The organism is Sphingomonas citricola (genome assembly GCF_019429535.1).
Lineage (GTDB): Bacteria > Pseudomonadota > Alphaproteobacteria > Sphingomonadales > Sphingomonadaceae > Sphingomonas > Sphingomonas citricola.
Genome location: NZ_JAHXZM010000002.1, coordinates 252,161 through 270,880, shown reverse-complemented (window position 1 = coordinate 270,880; position 18,720 = coordinate 252,161). Strand labels below are relative to the sequence as shown.

The window sequence follows — 18,720 nt, the reverse complement described above, 5'->3', positions numbered from 1 at the left end:
ACAGCGTGCGAGCCGCGCGGCATCGTTCGGGCAAGATCGTGGCGGGCGGGCATGGACGAACGGTCGCGCGCGTGCGTCGTCCAGCCACCATCGGCAACAAAACTGCGGCGCACGTGCAGCGGCGGATCACCTCGCTTCGGTACCGCGCGAAAAATATCCACAGACAAATATCCGCACCGGGACAGGCGGGGCGGAACGACGGATTGACACGTATCGACCCATGAGAACAAAATAGGAACAAGTTGAGCAGCGAGTCGTATCACCACCGTGTCACAGCCGGAAACATCCCCGGAATCATCCACGAACACGCAGTCGGGTGTGATCGCGCATCTGCGCGACACGCTGCGCGCGATCGAGGGTGACGGGCATCACCGTCGCCCGGTGCTGCCGTTCGGCGTCGGCGGGATCGACTCGCGGCTCGCCAACAGCGGGCTGAGGCTCGACGCGCTGCACGAGGTGACGGCGGCGACCCCGTCGCTCGGCGACGACGCGAGCGCGACCTTGTTCGTGGCGGGCATCGCCGCGCGCGCCTGGGGACCGGTGCTGTGGGTGGTGCGCCGCCGCGACCTGTTCGCGCCCGCGCTCTACCAGGTCGGGCTCGCCCCCGAACGCGTCCTCTATGCCGAGGCCGCCGACGATGCCGAGGTGCTGGCGCTGATGGAGGAAGGATTGCGCCACCGCGCGCTCGGCGCGGTGATCGGCGAGGCGCGCCGCGTCGGCATGCCCGCGACCCGGCGATTGCAACTCGCCGCCGAGGGCGGGCGCACGATCGCGCTGCTGATGAAACGCCACGCACGCGAAGGCGCGGACACGCTTGGCGCGCCGTCCGCCGCGGTGACGCGCTGGCGCATCGCCTCCGCGCCGTCCGCGCCGCTTCCCACCCCCGGCATCGGGCGCGCGCGCTGGCACGTCTCGCTCGTCCGCCAGCGCGGCGGCGAACCCTTTCAACTCACAGTGGAGGCCAGCGATGAAACGGGTCGCATCGCTCTACCTGCCAAACTGGTCGATCGACCGCGTGCGGCGGGCGGAGCGACAGCATACGCCGCCGCCTGAACGCGGCATCGCCGCGGGGGCGGAACTCGCCGCGCTGAAACGCGCGAGCGACGCCGAGCAGGGCGGCAAGCAATGCGACGCGCCGCGCAACAGCGGCTGGCGCCCCGGCGCGCGCTGGGCCCGCAGCGAAGCATCGGCCGCGGACACGCGCCCGTTCGACAGACCGCTCGCCGGCAAGGACGAGCGCGCTGGCGGGGCGAACGCGTGCTGGGCGGGCGAGACGCGCGCCGACGTCGAACGGCGGATCGCACGCATGGAAGCGCACCAGCGCCCGCCGATGCGCGAGATGGGCCGCCGCAGCGAGGCGGCGGAGCATGCCTTCAAACGCCTGCCCGGCGACGACGGCAACAAGGCGAGCGGCTGGCCCGAACCCGGCGCTGCACCGGGCATGGTCGCTGTTCGCTTCGGCGGCGAAGGCGTGCGCCCGACCTCCGCTCAGCGCCGCCGCGACCCGGTCGCCGTGGCGGAGCCCGCATCACCGCGCGCCACCCCGCACGATGGCCGAACCGACGCGCGAACGCGTGATCCGGCCGGCGCGTCGACAGCCGGTTCGCGCCACCCGCTCGCTGCGTGCGACGCCCCGCCGATCGCAGACGCGACGCCAGCCGACACGATGGCCCAGCCGCCCGCGCGGCCACTCCTCCGGCTCGTGGATGCGGACGCCGCTGCTCGCCCGGCGACGACGGGGACGGTCACCCCCGCGGACACGTCGCGCGAGCACACGCTGCGTGCAGCAACCGCGCTCCGCCCCGCGATCAGCGCGATCCGCTATCCCGGCGAGGGGCCACACCCCGACAATCCCGGTGGTGATCAGCCGAGCGCGGGTGAGCGCCGCGTGACGGCCGGGCGCGTCGGATCGAACGACGCGGGCGCGAGCGTGCTGCCGGTCACGCCCTTCTTCGACACCGGGCGCAGCACCGCGGGCACGCTCGCGCGCGTCTGCCCTGCGGACGGGATCGCCAGCGCGGCCGACCCCGCGAATGCGTCGCCGCTCGACCACCCGCACGCCGCGCCGCTCGTCACCGTGCACAAGATCGGCAGTCGGATCGAGGTCGCCGCCGCCTGCCCCGCCGCGCGTCGGCTGGGGATCGATCCGGGCATGGCGCTGACGCAGGTCCGCGCCGCCACCCCCGACGTGCGCGTCCGCGACGCCGATCCGGCGGGGGACCGTGCCGCGCTCGACGTGCTCGCGGTGGCATTGGCGCGGCGCTGGTCGCCGTGCGTGTCGGTGTCGGACGCCCCGCCCGCGGCGATTGGTGGCGAGGCCGGGCTGTTCATCGACCTGACCGGCGTCGCGCACCTCCACGGCGGCGAGCAGGTGATGGCGCGGCGGATCGTGCGGCTGCTCGCACGGCTGGGGATCGCCGCGCGCGTCGGCATCGCCGATACCCCGGCGGCGGCCTGGGCGCTGGCGCAGTTCGCCCCCGGCCCGGTCTCCGCATTGCCCCCCGCGCACGGGATCGCGCCCTTCGCCGATTACCCGGTAACCGCGCTCCGGCTCGAGGCGGGCGCGGTCGAATTGATGCGCCGGCTGGGGATCGACCAGATCGGCGCGCTCGCCGCGATGCCGCGCGCACCGATGGCGCGCCGCTTCGGACACGGCGTGGCAACCCGGCTCGACCAGTTGATCGGCGCGGTCGCGGAACCGGTCGCGCCCGTCATCCCGCGCGATCCCGTGGTGGTCGAGCAGCGTTTCGCCGAGCCGATCCTGACCGCGGAACCGATCGCCTATTGGATCGCGCAGTTGAGCGATCGGCTGGCGCAGGCGCTCGCGCAGCAGGGGCGCGGTGCGCGCGCGCTGGTGCTCGCGCTGACGCGCGTCGACGGCGCGGTGCAGGCCGTACGCGTCGGCTTCGCGCGTGCGACGCGCGACGCGCCGCACATGCTGCGGCTGCTCGTGCGGCGGATCGAGCTGATCGATCCGGGTTTCGGGATCGAGATCATGGCGCTGCACGTGACGCGCGACGAACCGCTCGGTGCCGAGACCCTCGCGGGCGATCTGGAGGACGCGGTGCCCGATCTCGCCGCGCTGGTCGACGCGATCGTCAACCGCATCGGCGAGGCGCGGCTGTGGCGCACGCGCGCGGTCGAGAGCGACGTGCCCGAACGCTCGGTCGCGGCGGCCGCGCCGCTCGACCGCGCCACGAATTCGAACGCGCGGCTGGTCCGCGACGACGTCCGCCACCTCGACACCCGCGGCGCGGCACATCCGTGGCACCCGCGCTGGCCGCGCCCCGCACGGTTGCTGCGCCGGCCCGAGCCGATCGACCACGTCATGGCCGAACTGCCCGATTCCTATCCCAAGCGGTTCCGCTGGCGCGGGCAGATGCATCAGGTGGTGCGTGGCGACGGGCCCGAGCGGATCGCGGGCGAATGGTGGCGCCGCGTCGCCGAGCGACAGGCGGTACGCGATTATTTCCAGGTCGAGGACGATGCGGGCCAGCGTTTCTGGCTGTTCCGCCGCGGCGACGGGCAGCGCCCCGAAACCGGCGACATGACGTGGCACCTGCATGGCACGTTCGGATGAGATCGCGCGCCACGCCCGCGGCGCATGCGGTTCGCGCGTCGCGGTGGCGCCATCCGCGCGCGGGGCGGAGCGCGGTGTAGCCCCCACGCATCGTGCGCGCGGCCACCTTCCCCCTCGCGGCCGATCACGCGCGGTACGGGCGCGCCGCGCATGACCTACAGCGAGCTTCAGGTCACGACGCATTTCTCGTTCCTGCGCGGCGCGTCGTCGTGCGAGCAATTGTTCGCGACCGCCGCGGCCATGGGGATGCCCGCGCTCGGCATCACCGACCGCAATTCGGTCGCGGGCGTGGTGCGCGCGCTCTACGCCGCCGACGAGGTGCGCCGCGACACCGGGCTGGTCATCCGCTCGATCCCCGGTTGCCGGCTCGATCTGGTGTCGGGCGATTCGCTGCTGGTCTGGCCCGAGGACCGCGCCGCCTGGTCGCGGCTGACGCGGCTGTTGTCGCTCGGCAAGAACCGCGCCGACACCCGGCACGGCGAAAAGGGGCAGTGCTTCCTCCACTGGGAAGACGTCGCGGCGCACGCCGACGGGCTGGTCGCGGCGCTGGTGCCGGGCGACGGCGTTTCGGCCGACGAACCGGGCGGCGCGGGCGTGCCGCCGACGTGCGCGCTGCGGTGGATGGCCGATCTGTTCGGCACGCGCGGCCACGTCTGCCTGACGCACTGGCACCGACCGGGCGAGGAACGGCGGCTCGATGCGACCGCGCGGGCCGCGCACCGTTTCGGCCTTGTCCCGCTCGCCACCGGCGACACGCTGTTCCACCAGCCCGACCGGCGCATGATGCAGGACGTGCTGACCGCGATCCGCGAGAAATGCACGATCGACGAACTGGGCTTCCGCCGCGAACGCAATGCGGGGCGCCACCTGCACCCGCCCGCCGAGATGGCGCGATTGTTCCGCGCGCACCCGGACGCGCTCGCCGCGGTGGAGGCGGTGGTGGAGCGCTGCACCTTCTCGCTGCGCGACCTGGATTACCAATATCCCGAAGAGATCGTGATGAACGGCCGCACCGCGCAGGGGGCGTTGGAGCGGCTGGCGCGCCAGGCGCTGGCGGATCGTTTCAATGGCGCGCCGCCCGCGGCCTATACCAGGCTGATCGAGCACGAACTCGCGCTCGTCGGGCGGATGAACTACGCAGCCTATTTCCTGACGGTGAATTCGATCGTCACCTACGCGCGCTCGGTCGGCATCCTGTGCCAGGGGCGCGGATCGGCGGCGAATTCGGTGATCTGCTTCGTGCTCGGCATCACCTCGATCGATCCGGTCAAGCACCAGCTCCTGTTCGAACGCTTCGTCTCGGAGGAGCGCCGCGAGCCGCCCGACATCGACATCGATTTCGAGCACGAACGCCGCGAGGAAGTGATCCAGTGGATCTACGAAACCTACGGGCGCGACCATGCCGCGCTGACCGCGGTGGTCAGCCGGTTCCGCACGCGCGGCGCGATCCGCGAAGTGGGAAAGGCGCTGGGCCTGCCCGAGGATATGACCGCCGCACTCGCGGGGCAGGTATGGGGCTGGTCGAGCGAGGGCGTGCCGACCGAGCATGTGGAGGCGCTCAACCTCGATGCGGGCGAGCCGCGCCTCGCGCTCGCGCTCGAGCTCGCACGCGACCTGATCGGCACGCCGCGCCACCTGTCGCAGCATCCCGGCGGCTTCGTGCTGACGCGCGCGCCGCTCCACGACCTCGTCCCGATCGAGCCCGCCGCGATGCCCGACCGCCACGTGATCGAGTGGGAGAAGGCCGACATCGAGGAACTCGGTTTCATGAAGGTCGATATCCTGGGGCTCGGCATGCTCGGCTGCATGCGGCGCGCGTTCGACCTGCTCGCCGCGCACAAGAATACCGCGCTGACGATGGCGTCGGACGCGATGCAGCACGACGACCCCGCCACTTTCGCGATGATCCAAAAGGCCGACACGCTGGGCGTGTTCCAGATCGAGAGCCGCGCGCAGATGAGCATGCTGCCGCGCATGAAGCCGGAGAAATTCTACGACATTGCGATCCAGGTCGCGATCGTGCGGCCGGGGCCGATCCAGGGCGACATGGTCCACCCGTATCTGAAACGGCGCGAAGGACTGGAGAAGGTCGAATATCCCAACGACGCGCTCGCCGCGGTGCTCAGGAAAACGCTCGGCGTGCCGTTGTTCCAGGAACAGGCAATGCAGGTCGCGATCATCGGCGCGGGGTTTTCGCCTGGCGAAGCGGACCAGCTGCGCCGCGCGATGGCGACGTTCAAGATGACGGGCGGGGTCGGCCCGTTCCGCGTCCGGCTGATCGCGGGGATGCGCAGGAACGGCATCACCCAGGCGTTCGCCGAACGGCTGGTCAAGCAGATCGAGGGGTTCGGCAGCTACGGCTTCCCCGAAAGCCACGCGGCGAGTTTCGCCAAGATCGCCTACGCCTCGTCGTGGATGAAATGCCACCACCCCGACGTCTTCTGCGCCGCGCTGCTCAACGCGCAGCCGATGGGTTTCTACGCACCCGCGCAGATCGTGCGCGACGCGCGCGCGCACGGCGTCGTGATCCGCCCGGTGTGCGTGATGGAGAGCGAGTGGGACACGACGCTGGCGGGTTCTTTGCCCCCAGCCCCATCCCCGGCCCCGGCCCCGGCCCCGTCCCCGCCCCCACGAAATCTCCTGCCGCTCCGGCTCGGGCTGCGCGTCGTCCACGGTTTGTCGGGCGAGGATGCCGGACGCATCCTGACCGCGCGCGCCGAGCGGCGCTTCGCCTCGGTCGAGGATCTGTGGCGCCGCTCGGGCGTGCCGCTCGCATCGCTCGAGAAGCTCGCCAAGGCGGACGCGTTCGCGGGGCTCGAGCTCGACCGGCGACAGGCCTTGTGGGCGATCCGCGGCCTGGGCGAGAAACCGCTGCCGCTGTTCGCGGGCATCGAGACGCGCGAGGCCCCCGTCACGCTCACCCGGCTGACCGAGGGGCGCGAGGTGGTGGAGGATTACCGCGCGACGCAATTGTCGCTGCGCGCGCATCCCTTGCGCTTCCTGCGCGGATTGCTCTCCGAACGCGGCATGGTCCCGTGCGAGACACTGGAGCACCGCAACGGCAAATGGATCGAGGTCGCGGGCATCATCCTCGTGCGGCAGCGTCCGGGCAGCGCCAAGGGCGTGCTGTTCCTCACGATCGAGGACGAAACCGGGGTCGCGAACGGAATCCTGTGGCCCGACCGGTTCGAGGCGCAGCGCCGCACCGTCATGTCCTCCGCGATGGTGAGCTTGCGCGGGCGCGTGCAGCGGGAAGGCCGGGTGACGCACGTCATCGTCGACCGCGTGACCGATCTGACGCCGATGCTGCGCACCGTCGGCGACATCGACCTGCCGCGCCTTACCGCGCCCGCCGACGGGGTGACGAGCGGCGGCACGCCCGACGCGCGCGATCCGCAATGGCGTCCGCCGGTCCGCTCGGACTATCATTTCCGCGACCGTGCCGAGCCCGCTATCCCGATCAAGAGCCACGATTTTCACTGACGGGGCGGGATAGCGATGGCGGCTCCGCGGCGGCGCGGCTATGCACGCCACATCACGACCCACCCGCGCGAGCCCATGCATCCCGATCCGACGCCGACCGACCCGCTGCCGCGCGCGCTGCGCTTTCTGGCGGGCGGCGGGGCCGCGACCGCGCTGATCCTCGCGCGCGACTGGCGCGATCATCCGCTGGGCGAGCCCGCCGACTGGCCGGTCGCGCTCAAGACCGCGCTCAGCCTGATCCTCAATTCGCCCGAATCGATGATCCTGTGCTGGGGGAAGGACGAATTGTTCTTCTTCTTCAACGAAACCTATTTTCCGCTGCTCGGCCCGCGGACCGGCTGGGCGATGGGCGCGCGCTTCGACGAGGTGTGGGCCGACGCGCTCGATCAGGCGATGCCGATCGTGCGCGACGCATTCGACGGCCGCAGCCAGCGCTTCACCGATCTGCCGTGGAAGCTCGACACCGATCGCGGCGCCGCCGACACGTGGTGGACCTTCTCCTACTCGCGCATCCTCGACGAGGCGGGCGAGATCGCCGGGCTGTTCATCTTTACCAACGAGACGACGACGCGCGTCCTCGCCGATGCGGCGCTGCGCGAAAGCGAGGAGCGCCTGCGGCTGGTGATCGAGGGCGCGACCGATCACGTCATCTTCACCACCGACCCCGGCGGCATCATCACCAGTTGGTCGGCGGGTGCGCAGGCGGTGCTCGGCTGGACGCCCGCGGAGGCGATCGGCCAGTCGGCGTCGATGATCTTCACCCCCGAGGATCGCGCCGCCGGCGCCGACGTGCGCGAGTTGATCGGCGCGGCGCGCGACGGTTGCGCCAGCGACGAACATTGGCAGATGCGCCGCGACGGCACGCGCGTTTATCTGAACGGGTCGGTCCACCCGCTGCCCGCCGACGCGCAGGGGCGCGAGCGCGGCTTCATCAAGATCGCGCGCGACGAAACACAGCGCCGCGCCGCGCGCGAGCAGTTGGAGGCGCTCGCCGCGACGCTCGAGCGGCAGGTCGCCGAGCGGACCGCGGATCGTAACCGGCTATGGCAGTTGTCGAGCGACCTAATGCTCGTCGCGCGTTTCGACGGCACGATCGAGGCGGTCAACCCGGCGTGGACGCGGATGCTCGGCTGGGACGAACGCGATCTGGTCGGCCAGCATTTCCTGCCGCTGACGCACCCCGACGACGTGGAGCGTACCGCCGCCGCGGCAGCAGGGATCGGCGCGGGCGAGGCCTATACGCGGTTCGAGAACCGCTATCGCCACAAGGACGGCAGCTATCGCACCGTCGTCTGGGCAGCGGGCCCGGGCGACGGGCTGATCATCGCGATCGGGCGCGACGCGACCGAGGAACGCGCGCAGGCCGACATTCTGGCGGCGACCGAGAGCCAGTTGCGCCAGGCACAGAAGATGGAGGCGGTCGGCCAATTGACCGGCGGCCTCGCGCACGATTTCAACAATCTGCTCACCGCGGTGACGGGCGGGCTCGAACTCCTCGATCACCGCATCAAGGCGGGCCAGTACGACCGGCTCGATCGCTACATGACGATGGCGCGCACCGGCGCGCAGCGTGCCGCCGCGCTGACGCAGCGGCTGCTCGCCTTTTCCCGCCGCCAGACGCTCGCCCCGACCGCGACCGATACCGGCGTGCTGGTGGCGGGGCTGATCGACATCATCGACCGCACCCTCGGCCCCGAGATCGAGTTGAGCGTTGAGACCGGGCGTGATCTGTGGCCCGTCCTGGTCGACGCGCCGCAGCTCGAGAATGCGCTGCTCAACCTGTGCATCAACGCGCGCGACGCGATGCCCGACGGCGGGCGGCTGGTGATCGTGACCGAGAATCTGACGTTCGATGCGCCCTCGCCCGCGGCGCAGGACCTGCCCGCGGGCGATTACGTCGCGCTCCACGTCACCGACACCGGGACGGGCATGTCGGCGGAGGTGATCGAACGCGTGTTCGATCCCTTCTTCACCACCAAGCCGATCGGCGAGGGAACCGGGCTCGGCCTGTCGATGATCTACGGTTTCGTGCGTCAGTCGGGCGGACAGGTACGGGTGAGATCGGTCGTCGACCGCGGCACGACGATGTCGCTCTTCCTGCCGCGTCTGGTCGGCCAGTCGGACACGCGCGCGCCCACGGAGGCGGCGACCGCGCGCGCCCACGATCATCTCGACGCAGCCGACCATGGTCGAACGATCCTGCTGGTCGAGGACGAGGCCGCGATCCGCGATCTGGTGAGCGAAGTGCTGGGCGACGCGGGCTACCGCGTGCTCGCCGCGCCGAACGGGCCGAGCGGGGTCGCAATGCTGCGCGCGGCGGGGCCGATCGACCTGCTGATCACCGACGTCGGCCTGCCCGGCGGGCTCAACGGGCGGCAGGTCGCGGATGCGGGACGTGCGGTTCGCCCGGCGCTGCGGGTGCTGTTCGTCACCGGCTACGCCGCCAATGCCGCGGTCGGCGCGGGGCAGCTGGAACATGGCATGGCGGTGATGACGAAGCCGTTCGACACGCACGAACTGAAGCGGCGCGTGGCGGACATGCTCGCCGGCTGATCGCCCGCATGCCCGGTGCCGGGGCGGCGGAACTGGACTCTCGGGCGGTTTCAATTATATACCAAGCGTTATGGAAATTGCCGTCACCGATGCACCTGCCACGACGCCGTGCGCCGCGCCCAAGGGTCGCCCGCGCGAATTCTGCGTGGATACCGCGTTGACCGCTGCCCTGGGCGTGTTCTGGTCGAAGGGGTATGAGGGCGCGACGATGGCGGACCTGACCCAGGCGATGGGGATCACCAAGCCCAGCATCTACGCCGCGTTCGGCAACAAGGAATCGTTGTTTCACAAGGCGCTCGACCTCTACGAGGCGGAAAAGCTCGCCTACACGCGCGAGGCGTTGCAGCAGCCGACCGCGCGAGCGGTGGCGGAATATCTGATGCGCGGCGCGATCGCGGCGCAGTCGAACGACTGCGGTCCGGGCGGTTGCCTGCGCGTCATCACTTCCAGCGCGTGCGGCAGCGAGGGGGAGTCGATCAAGGCCGACGTGATGAAGCGTCGCGCCTCGTCGCAGGCGGCGCTGGTCGAACGGTTCCGCGCCGCACAGGCCGAGGGCGACCTGCCCGCGCATCTCGAGCCCGAGGCGCTGACCGCGTACATCTACGCGCTGGTCCAGGGCATGGCGGTGCAGGCGGGGTCGGGGGCGACCCGCGCCGATCTGGAGCGTGTCGTCGACACCAGCCTGGCGATGTGGCCGACCCGCTGATTGCGCGCCCGGCGAATTATTTTACCGCGCGGTACACAAAGCTGTTGACCTGATCCGACGCGGTTTCTATACCGCTGGGTATAGAAACGGTGACTGACCTTTACCGGACGGCCGCCACCCACCCACGACCGGTTCTCCGATCGTCATCAACGCCGCTGTGCGGGGCGCCGTCGTGTGCACCGCCGTCACTGAATGAACCCGGACATGGCGCGGCCATGATCGCGGTGGCGCGTGCCCGCACGCGACAGGGAGTATACCGTCATGGCCTATATCGATTTCGCTTCTGAACAGGACCAGCTGCTCAGCCCCGCCCCCCGTCACGATCCCGTACCGGTCGACGCGCCCGCGACGCAGCTCAGCGCGCTCGAATGGTCGGTGGTCGCGATCGCGCGCAACGATCGCCTGTCGAGCCTGCGCGAACCGTCGCGCCTCTCGGTCGCGATGGGCGGGCTGTTCGGCGCGCGCCACAACCCGCGGCTCGCCGATCCCCGTCTGGAGGCTTTGCGCCGCATGGCGGTGCTCAGCTGGCACCACGGCTATACCGTGCCGACCAGCGCGCTCACCGCCTTCACCGACGCGGGCTTCACGATCGCGCAATACGAGACATTGATGGCCAGCATTGCCTCATCCCGCCTCACACGAAAACCGCAGGCCTGAGGCTCAGGCGCCCTCCCACGCGAGGTCCTTCAACGGCACCGCGGCGTCGGCCAGCGCCGCGGGGGTGATGACCGCCCCGCCCTCGACCAGCTTTCGTCCCTGGACGTAATCCTTGACCGCGTTGACGCAATCGAGCGCGACGACACGGCCGCGCTTCAGATAGACCACCGAGAAGCTGCGCGCCGGCGGATCGCCCCGCAGCACTGTCTGATCGAACCCGGTCGACAGGCCGACCGTCTGCAGCTTCAGATCATATTGGTTCGACCAGAACCACGGCACCGCGTGATAGGATGCGGGCGCACCGACGATCGCGTGCGCGACGACGTTCGCCTGATCGTTCGCGTTCTGCACCGACTCGAGCCGGATCGTGGCACCGTCGGCGAAGTCATTGGCGTGAAGCGCGCAGTCGCCGATCGCGAACACGTCGGGCAGGCTGGTGCGACACGCGGCATCGACCGCGACGCCGTTCCCGCCGTCCGCGCCCGCCGCCAGCAACGGCGCAACCGCGGGCACGATCCCGATTCCGACGATCACCAGGTCGGCGGCGATTTCCGCGCCGTCCGCCAGCCTGACCGCAGCAACGCGTCCGTTCATGCCCACGATACAGTCGACCGCGACGTTCAGCCGAACGTCGACACCGTGCGCACGGTGCTCGTTCTCGTAGAAGCGCGACAACGCCTCACCCGCGACGCGTGCGAGCACACGGTCCTGCGCTTCGAGCAATACGACCTGCTTGCCGAATTTCGTGAGCACGGCCGCCGCCTCCAGCCCGATATAGCCGCCGCCGATGACGACGGCATCACGAACACCGTCGAGCTCCGCCATCATCCGATCGGCATCGGCGCGATTGCGCACGGTATGAACACCGGCGAGGTCGTGCCCCGCGCAATCGAGCCGGCGCGGGCTGCCACCCGTTGCCCAGACGAGCGTGCCATAGCCGATCGAGCAACCGACGGCGGTCGTCACCCGGTGAGCGGCGGCGTCGACCGTCGTCACCGCATGGCCGAGCGCGGTGACGATCGCGCGGTCGCGCCAGAAGCTTTCCGGTCGAATCAGGATACGCTCGAACGACTTCTCCCCCGCGAGATATTCCTTCGACAACGGCGGCCGCTCGTACGGCGGGTCGGGTTCGTCGCCTATCAGCAGGATCGACCCGGCGAATTTTGCCTGTCGCAGCGCGATCGCGGTCTGCGCACCACCGTGCCCCGCCCCAACGATCACGACGTCATATTGCTGCACCGGCCGCTCCCTGCTCGCGAGGCCTGTACCTAGTCGCAAGCCGCGCCGCGGAACAAGCCGTAGCCCCCCCGACCACCCGCAGACTGGCGGGCATCTGCGAAGACGGTTAACGCAGGCGTCTGATGTGACGGCAATCAGGGATGACCATGCCTGCCACTACGACCACCGGCCTCGATGCGCTGACCGCCCGCGAACGTGAGGTGATGCGCTTGTTCGCGCAAGGGCTGGAAGGTCCCGAGGTAGCGCGCGCGCTCAACTTGTCAGCCAAGACGATCGAGACCCACGTCCGCAACGCGCGCGCGAAACTGGGCGGCGTGCGCCGACCCGCCGCCGCGCGCATGGTGGCGGAGGATGAGCGCGCCTCAAAAATGCCGCCCGATCAAGGCGTTATCGCGGCTGCGCCTACCAATCCATCCCTTAAGGCAGCAACTGGTATCCCACTGCCGGCCACTTTGCCGCATCAGGATCCGGTCGATGCGTTGGGGGGCGACGCGGAGATGGTGCGGGAGGATCGGGCGATCTTCCTGCACCTACCCACGACCGCTCCGACCCAGCCCATCGGCGGCAACACGGCGGATCGCGCGCCGCCCATGCTGACCAGGTTGCTCGCGATCGCCGCGCTCGCGTTCGCCGTCATGGCGGCGCTCGCGCTGGTCGCACCGGTGACCGACGGGCTGCAGCGCTGGGCTGACGTGATCCACCGATACAACACCAACTAGCCGGACCAGCCGTACGGCGCCCGGCAGGACCGGGAGTTATCGCATGTCGCATCTCCGTCACCAGATCGCACTCGACGTCGGCGCGTCGTTCCTGCCCGCCAAGCGGCAGGCGATCGATGCCGCCGCGGCCAGTTTCGAATGTGTCGCGACGCTGCTGAAGGCGCGACAGCGCGCACGTTTCGCTCCCGACGAAGCGGGCGATGTCGTTGCGCTCGCGGTGGAGGCCGCGAACGCCTCCTATGCGGCGCAGGATGCGCTTTACCGCGTCCATGCCCGGCTTGCCGACTACCGCGCCGCTTGGGCGATCGCGCCGGGGGCGGTCGGCCCCGACGACACGGTTGCCCCCGAGCGGACCGCGCCGTCGCTGACGCTCGCCGCCCACGCCGCCTGAATTTCGCCGCGACGACGCGAGTCGGGGCTTGACCCCGGCGTGGCCACGGTGATGGGACAGCATCCATGCCGTGGTACGTCGCTTTATTCTGGATCGTCAGCGCGTTGCTGGTCGCCGCCGCGTGGATGCGCGGTGAATGGCCCGAGCGGGTGATCACGACCACGCTGCTGGTCGGCGTGATCGTGACCCGCCTCGTCCGCTCCCCGCTCGCCGTCCGTTACCACCACGTCGAATGGCGCATCCTGGTGATCGACGTGATCACCTTCGCGATCTTCGTCTGGGTGGCCGTGAGATCGGACCGCCGATGGCCTCTCCTCGCCGCCGCACTGCTGGTGCCCTCGTTGCTGGCGCACCTCGGCCGGCTGATCAATCCGGCGTTCCACGCCAACGGCTACTCGATCGCTGGGCTGACGACCTATTTGTTGCTTCCGGTGATGGCGGCGGGAATCTGGCGGACGCGCACGCGCCGAACGAATGTGTCAACGCGCGTACGCGGGAGTGCGCGCGACAGCTGAGCTACATCCTGCGCGACCTGCCCGACGCGCAGCACGAGGCATGGGCGCTCGCCGCCGAATTCGGCACGGTCGCAGCGACGCTCGCGGCGACACCGCGACGGGTGGCCGCCGTGGTGCGCGACGGTGCCGCGGTCACCCCCGCGCTCGCCTCCTTTGCCGAGACGTTGAGCGACGTGCTGGAAAGCCGGGTCGACGACCGGCCGCTCGTCTCCGACTCGCAAGCGCTGCGCGACCTGCTCCACGCGCAGATGGCCTTCCTGCCGCGCGAGGAGGTGCGCGCGCTGTTCCTCGATGCCCGAAACCGGCTGATCCGCTGCGAGATCGCGGCGCGTGGAACGATCGACGCTTCGGCCATCCACATCCGCGAACTGATACACCGCGCGCTCGATCTCGGCAGCACCGCGCTCATCCTCGCACATAATCACCCCTCGGGTGACCCGACGCCGAGTGCGCACGACGTCGCGCTCACCCGCGCGGTGGTCGCCGCCGCAGAACCACTGCGAATCACAGTGCATGACCACGTGATCGTCGCGCGCGGCGGACAGGTCAGCCTGCGCGCGTCGGGGTTGATTTGATGGGCAGCAGCCGCCCGCTCGACGTGCTGGTGGTCGAGCAGTTGCTCGATCCCGACCTGCCGCTCAGCCTGTACGAGCGGTTACGCACCGCGATGACGGTCCGCTCGGTCCCGCACGGTGCACAAGCGCTCCGTCTGCTCGAGGCCGGCGACGCGCCAGACATCATCGTGGTCGACCGCCGCACGCCCGGCATCGACCTCGCGGCGATGCAGCGCGTATTGCGGATGCGGACGGATCGCGACCGCACCGCTTTGTCCTTCATCGACGACCAGCACGCGATGCTTCACGCCGGTGATCCCGACGAGCCGATCGCGCTGTTGCACGGGCTGGGGTCGCTGGGTCACCCCGACGACGACATCGCCTGCGATCGTTGCTGAACCATGCGGATGGCTGTCGGCCGGACGAACCGATCGTAACGCTGCGTTGCAGCAAGAAAACGTCACGCGACGCTCACGCGCGGTTGGCGGCTTCCCCGTAGGTCGACCGGGTCCAACAGGAGTTCCCGCCGATGCAAGAGCGCAATCCACGTCACCGCAGCCTGCTGGAGCAGGTCCGCGCCTCGCTGCTGATGCTTGGGTTCGGGCTGAGCGTGCTCGGCTTCCTGATCGCGATCGACCGACCGGAGTGGTTCCATCTGCGCCCGGCGACCGGAACCGCGGCGGCGATGGCGCATGCCGCGGCACCCGCCGAGCAGGCGCGTACCGCGATCAGCCGGATCCGCGGCTAACAACCTCAACTGGCTGCGTCTGACCGCGCAGCCACTCAGTCCGCGGCGACGAGCCGGCGGAAGCGATCTATCGCGCAACGCGCGCCTGTACGGGCACGGATCACGTCGCGGCCGGCGCAAATCTTCCCGTCGCTCGTCGGTCGCAGATAGAAGCCCGACGCGAAGTTTACCGCGGGGCATTCGTCATCGAGCTTGGCGCGCACGCGCTTCACGCCGTCGACGACCAGATCGACGTCATTCTCCCCGCCGATCGCGGCGCCGGTCAGCGACCGCATCTCAATGCAGCGCGGCCCCTTCTTCTCGCGCCATACCGGTACCGCCACCCGGCTGCGCGCGGGTGACATGCGCGGGATGCGGATGATCAGCCGTTCATGGATGGTCAGTTGCGCGAATTGCTCGCCCGCCCACGCCGGCACCTCCTGCGCGCCCACCAACATCGGCGCGGCGATCGCGAGCATGGCGGGCGCGAGCAATGTCGAGCGAAACGGAGGGAAAGAGCGGGCACGCGTGACCATCGGCGGGCCTTCGATGCGTTGAGTCATTTGAACGTTCGATGAATTCGCCGCAAGACACGCGGATGACACCAACGCTCGACCGTTTCGCGACCGACCTTTCCGCTCATTTGCCCGCGCGCGCGATCGTCACCGACGCGAGCACGATCGCGCCGTGGCTGGTCGACTGGCGGCGGCGCTATCACGGCCGCGCCGACCTGCTGATCGAGCCGGAGAGCGTCGATCAGGTGCAGGCAGTGGTTCGTGCTACACGCAAGCATGGCGTGCCGCTGGTGCCGCAGGGCGGGAACAGCTCGATGGTGGGCGGCGCGACTCCCCCCGGTGACGGCACCGCCGCGATCCTGTCGCTTCGGCGCATGAAGCGGCTGCGGCGCGTCGACGCCGACGCGGGGCTGGCAGTGGCGGAGGCGGGTGTGATCCTCGCCGAATTGCACGATGCCGCACAGGCGGTGGGACGACGTTTCCCGCTGACGCTTGGTGCACGTGGATCGGCGACCGTCGGCGGATTGGTGTCGACCAACGCGGGCGGCACGCAGGTACTGCGCTTCGGCACGATGCGCGGACTGGTCGCGGGGCTGGAGGCGGTGCTGCCCGACGGATCGCTCCACGACGGACTGTCGCCGCTCAAAAAGGACAATCGCGGCTACGACCTCAACCAGTTGTTGATCGGCGCCGAGGGAACGTTGGGCATCGTCACCGCCGCGGCGCTGCGATTGGTGCCCGCGATCGCCGCGCGCGCGGTAGCCTGGGTCGCGCTCGGCTCACCCGATGATGCGCTCGTCCTGCTGCGGCGGTTCCAGGCAGCGAGCGACGGCGTCGAAAGCTTCGAACTGCTGCCCACGGAATCGCTCGACGCGGTGCTTGCCTATTTGCCCGACGCGCGTGCGCCAGTGACCACGCGCGCACCGTGGCACGTGCTGATCGAGGTAACCGCGGTCGATGCGGCGATCAGCCCTGCCTCGATCATCGAACGTGTACTAGCCGCCGCGCTCGAAGACGGGCTGATCGCCGATGCGACGATCGCGGCGAGCGAGGCGCAAGCCGACGGATTCTGGCGGATGCGCGAGTCGATCTCGGACGCCGAGCGCGCGACCGGTCCCGCGGCGCAGCACGACATCTCGGTACCGGTCGAGGCGATGCCGCGCTTCATGGTGGAGGCGGCGGCGGCGTGCGAGGCGCGCTTTCCCGGCACCCGCGCCTCGGGGTTCGGGCATCTGGGGGACGGCAACGTCCACTTCCACGTCCGTGCGCCCGCCGGCACCGACCCGGCAGACTGGTACGGCGCGCAGGTGCCGGTCGTGTCCGCCTTCGTCCACGATCTGGTCGTCGCCGCCGGCGGATCGATCTCCGCCGAGCACGGCATCGGCCAGATGAAGATCGCTGAGCTGGCCCGCCTGTCATCGCCCGCGCGGATGGGCGCGTTGCGCGCGATCAAGCAGGCGTTCGATCCCGACTGGCTGTTCAATCCGGGCAAGCTGATCGCGCGCTGAACGTCGCTACTACGCAGCGGACGGGCCGAACCTGCTTGCGCACGCGATCCGCACCGAATAACCCGCGGAAAAAGCAGGGCTGAGCGGGAACCTTTCGCGCGGACCTGAAAACGAACACATCTGGAGACACGTTCAATGGCCAGCGCGCCGCAGCTTCCACTCTTCTACAATGGCCTGGAGCCGCTCTCGAGCGAGGCCCACGCGAATTACCGCATTCGCCCGGCGAACGTCGCCCCCTTCCTCGCGCAGCAGCACGCCGTGCCGTTGACCGTGGAAGAGTTCCCGCTCGTCCAGCGTTTCATGCCGATCGTCTTCTCGGTCGGTGACGACGCGATCCCGATCGGGCTGATGGGCCTGAACGAGGGCGTCAACGTCTTCGTCGACGACGAGGGCAAGCTGCTGAGCGAGGATTTCTACGTCCCCGCCTATATCCGCCGCTACCCGTACATGCTCGCGCGGCTCAGCCCCGACGCGCAGGAGCTGTCGCTGTGCTTCGATCCGACCTCGGACACGATCGGCCCGTTCGAGGACGGTGAACCGATGTTCCAGGACGGCAAGCCGACCGAGATCGTCCAGAATGTCCTGCAATTCACCGAGAGCTTCGAGCAGGCCGGTGCGCGCACCAATCAGTTCATGAAGGAACTGCGCGAGATGGACCTGCTGATGGACGGCGAGGTGTCGATCCAGCAGGAAGGCGTCGAGCAGCCGTTCGTCTACCGCGGCTTCCAGATGGTCGACGAGCAGAAGCTCGCCGAGCTGCGCGGCGATCAATTGCGCAAGATTTCGCAGTCGGGCATGCTGCCGCTTCTGTACGCGCACCTCTTCTCGTTGGCGCTGATGCGCGAGATCTTCTCGCGTCAGGTGCGCCTCGGCAAGATGCCGCAGCCAACCCTTTCTTTCTGATCGGATAACAGCCATGAATCGATCGACCACCGACACCGCCCGCTATTCGTCGGTGGCGATCGCGTTCCACTGGACGATCGCGGCGCTGGTGATCGCCAATCTGGTGATCGGCATCGGGCATGACGGCATCCCGGCGCTGCGCAAGCTGATGGGAGCGCACAAGGCGATCGGCATCACCGTGCTCGCGCTCACCGCGGCGCGCGTCGCGTGGCGGTTGGCGCACCGCCCCCCGCCGCTTCCCGCGGGCACGCCCGCGTGGGAGCGCGGCGCCGCGCACGCGAGCCACTGGACGCTATACCTGCTAATGATCGCGATGCCGCTGACGGGGTGGGCGATGGTGTCGGGGCCGGAGGCGACGCGCCCGCTTAGCTGGTTCGGGCTGTTCAACGTACCGCTGCTGCCGATCGGTTCGGGCGCTGCCGATGCGGGACACAGCGCGCACGGCGTGCTGGGTTGGGTGATGCTCGCGCTGGTCGTCCTGCACATCGCCGCAGCGCTGCGTCATCACCTGGTGCTGCGCGACCATGTGTTCCAGCGGATGGCCCCCGCGCTACGCCGCTGACGCTGCGATGAGGCGTGCGCGGGAAACGGTGTTTTTCTCGCGCGTTGCTTGAAACCTTTGACCCAGATCATATGTTCTCAAGCGTACGGTTCTTGTGTCCCCCCTTTC

Annotated in this window: 17 protein-coding genes; 15 read left to right on the top strand and 2 right to left on the bottom strand. The window is 69.7% G+C overall.

The annotated features are described in order from the left end of the window. Positions 1–321: 321 nt before the first annotated feature. The 6 genes from KZ810_RS05145 (at position 322) to KZ810_RS05120 (ending at position 10,979) form a co-directional block, all read left to right on the top strand. The gene (locus KZ810_RS05145; RefSeq protein ID WP_219768369.1) at positions 322–1,053 is read left to right on the top strand and encodes an ImuA family protein; all 732 of its coding nucleotides are present in this window, start codon (positions 322–324) and stop codon (positions 1,051–1,053) included. After that, positions 968–3,580 carry a DUF6504 family protein gene (locus tag KZ810_RS05140; protein ID WP_258044461.1) on the top strand — a complete coding sequence of 871 codons (2,613 nt, stop codon included), beginning with the start codon at positions 968–970 and terminating at the stop codon, positions 3,578–3,580. The genes KZ810_RS05145 and KZ810_RS05140 overlap by 86 nt, the downstream gene beginning before the upstream one ends. 150 nt (positions 3,581–3,730) lie before the next feature. Then, positions 3,731–7,063 (top strand): error-prone DNA polymerase, encoded by a 3,333-nt coding sequence (locus tag KZ810_RS05135; RefSeq protein WP_219767936.1) that lies wholly within the window; start codon positions 3,731–3,733, stop codon positions 7,061–7,063. Positions 7,064–7,078: 15 nt separating this feature from the next. After that, positions 7,079–9,616 carry a PAS domain S-box protein gene (locus KZ810_RS05130; protein ID WP_219767935.1) on the top strand — a complete coding sequence of 846 codons (2,538 nt, stop codon included), beginning with the start codon at positions 7,079–7,081 and terminating at the stop codon, positions 9,614–9,616. A 70-nt stretch (positions 9,617–9,686) separates the two neighbouring features. Next, on the top strand, positions 9,687–10,322 hold the full coding sequence (locus KZ810_RS05125; RefSeq protein ID WP_219767934.1) for a TetR/AcrR family transcriptional regulator: 636 nt from the start codon (positions 9,687–9,689) through the stop codon (positions 10,320–10,322). Between the two features lie 261 nt (positions 10,323–10,583). Continuing rightward, positions 10,584–10,979 carry a hypothetical protein gene (locus tag KZ810_RS05120; RefSeq protein WP_219767933.1) on the top strand — a complete coding sequence of 132 codons (396 nt, stop codon included), beginning with the start codon at positions 10,584–10,586 and terminating at the stop codon, positions 10,977–10,979. A 3-nt stretch (positions 10,980–10,982) separates the two neighbouring features. Here KZ810_RS05120 and KZ810_RS05115 read toward each other — a convergent pair whose 3' ends face one another. Next, on the bottom strand, positions 10,983–12,218 hold the full coding sequence (locus tag KZ810_RS05115; RefSeq protein ID WP_219767932.1) for an NAD(P)/FAD-dependent oxidoreductase: 1,236 nt from the start codon (positions 12,216–12,218) through the stop codon (positions 10,983–10,985). A 140-nt stretch (positions 12,219–12,358) separates the two neighbouring features. Between KZ810_RS05115 and KZ810_RS05110 the strand changes: the two genes are divergently transcribed. The 6 genes from KZ810_RS05110 to KZ810_RS05090 all read left to right on the top strand — a co-directional run bounded on the left by KZ810_RS05110 (position 12,359) and on the right by KZ810_RS05090 (position 15,145). Further along, positions 12,359–12,937, top strand: a complete 579-nt coding sequence (locus tag KZ810_RS05110) for a response regulator transcription factor (protein ID WP_308461495.1) — start codon at positions 12,359–12,361, stop codon at positions 12,935–12,937. Positions 12,938–12,980: 43 nt separating this feature from the next. Beyond that, positions 12,981–13,328: a hypothetical protein gene (locus KZ810_RS05105; protein WP_219767930.1), complete on the top strand. Its 348-nt coding sequence runs from the start codon at positions 12,981–12,983 to the stop codon at positions 13,326–13,328. A 65-nt stretch (positions 13,329–13,393) separates the two neighbouring features. Then, the gene (locus KZ810_RS17185; RefSeq protein WP_258044459.1) at positions 13,394–13,843 is read left to right on the top strand and encodes a hypothetical protein; all 450 of its coding nucleotides are present in this window, start codon (positions 13,394–13,396) and stop codon (positions 13,841–13,843) included. Then, positions 13,777–14,418 carry a JAB domain-containing protein gene (locus KZ810_RS05100; protein WP_258044576.1) on the top strand — a complete coding sequence of 214 codons (642 nt, stop codon included), beginning with the start codon at positions 13,777–13,779 and terminating at the stop codon, positions 14,416–14,418. The genes KZ810_RS17185 and KZ810_RS05100 overlap by 67 nt, the downstream gene beginning before the upstream one ends. Then, entirely contained in the window at positions 14,418–14,795 is a 378-nt protein-coding gene (locus tag KZ810_RS05095; protein ID WP_219767928.1) for a hypothetical protein, read from the top strand. Before KZ810_RS05100 ends, KZ810_RS05095 begins: the two co-directional genes overlap by 1 nt. A 131-nt stretch (positions 14,796–14,926) precedes the next feature. Continuing rightward, complete coding sequence (locus KZ810_RS05090) at positions 14,927–15,145, top strand: hypothetical protein (RefSeq protein ID WP_219767927.1); 219 nt, start codon at positions 14,927–14,929, stop codon at positions 15,143–15,145. A 35-nt stretch (positions 15,146–15,180) separates the two neighbouring features. Here KZ810_RS05090 and KZ810_RS05085 read toward each other — a convergent pair whose 3' ends face one another. Next, entirely contained in the window at positions 15,181–15,603 is a 423-nt protein-coding gene (locus KZ810_RS05085; RefSeq protein WP_258044458.1) for a hypothetical protein, read from the bottom strand. Between the two features lie 95 nt (positions 15,604–15,698). Between KZ810_RS05085 and KZ810_RS05080 the strand changes: the two genes are divergently transcribed. The 3 genes from KZ810_RS05080 to KZ810_RS05070 all read left to right on the top strand — a co-directional run bounded on the left by KZ810_RS05080 (position 15,699) and on the right by KZ810_RS05070 (position 18,612). Continuing rightward, positions 15,699–17,147: an FAD-binding oxidoreductase gene (locus KZ810_RS05080; RefSeq protein WP_219767926.1), complete on the top strand. Its 1,449-nt coding sequence runs from the start codon at positions 15,699–15,701 to the stop codon at positions 17,145–17,147. Positions 17,148–17,282: 135 nt separating this feature from the next. Then, positions 17,283–18,050, top strand: a complete 768-nt coding sequence (locus tag KZ810_RS05075) for a SapC family protein (protein ID WP_219767925.1) — start codon at positions 17,283–17,285, stop codon at positions 18,048–18,050. Between the two features lie 13 nt (positions 18,051–18,063). After that, a complete protein-coding gene (locus tag KZ810_RS05070) occupies positions 18,064–18,612 on the top strand; it encodes a cytochrome b (RefSeq protein WP_219767924.1) in 549 nt (182 codons plus the stop codon). Positions 18,613–18,720 lie beyond the last annotated feature (108 nt).